The 540-nt window shown below is 73.9% G+C and carries 1 protein-coding gene; it reads left to right on the top strand.

What is annotated here, in order from left to right; all coding sequences use genetic code 11:
• Nucleotides 1-540, top strand: a 540-nt coding sequence (locus CKO28_RS27955) for a CHAD domain-containing protein (protein ID WP_200344827.1), incomplete at both ends; no start/stop codon positions are given.

Raw genomic sequence — 540 nt, forward strand, 5'->3', positions numbered from 1 at the left:
CGGCCAAGCCGCTGCTGGAGCCGGGCCAGACGGTGGCAGAAGCGTTCACCCGCCAGGCACGCAGCTGCGTCGACCAGGTGCGCGCGAACGAGGCCGCCGTGCTCGACGGCCGCGATCCCGAGGGCGTGCACCAGATGCGCGTCGGCCTGCGCCGCCTGCGCGCGCTGGTCACGGTCTACAAGAGCGTGTTCGCCGCGGAGCCGTACCGCTACCTGCGCACCGAGCTGCGCTGGCTGCAGCAGCAGCTGGGGCCGGCGCGCGAATGGGACGTTTTCCGGGCGGAGACGCTGGCGCCGCTGCGCAACCGCCTGCCCTCGGAAGACAGCCTGGAGCTGCTGGAGACGGAGGCGGACGGCCTGCAGCGCGAAGGTTACGAGCAGGCGCGCACCGCCGTGACCGACCCGCGCACGGCTGAGCTGCTGCTGCGTCTGGAGCTGTGGCTCGCCGAGGGCGGCTGGCGCGCGTCTTCCGTGCCGGGGCAGGACGATCAAGGCGACCAGCCGGTCGAGCCGTTCGCCCGGGCCACGCTCGCCAAGCGCG

It is taken from the genome of Rhodovibrio sodomensis, assembly GCF_016583645.1.
GTDB lineage: Bacteria > Pseudomonadota > Alphaproteobacteria > Kiloniellales > Rhodovibrionaceae > Rhodovibrio > Rhodovibrio sodomensis.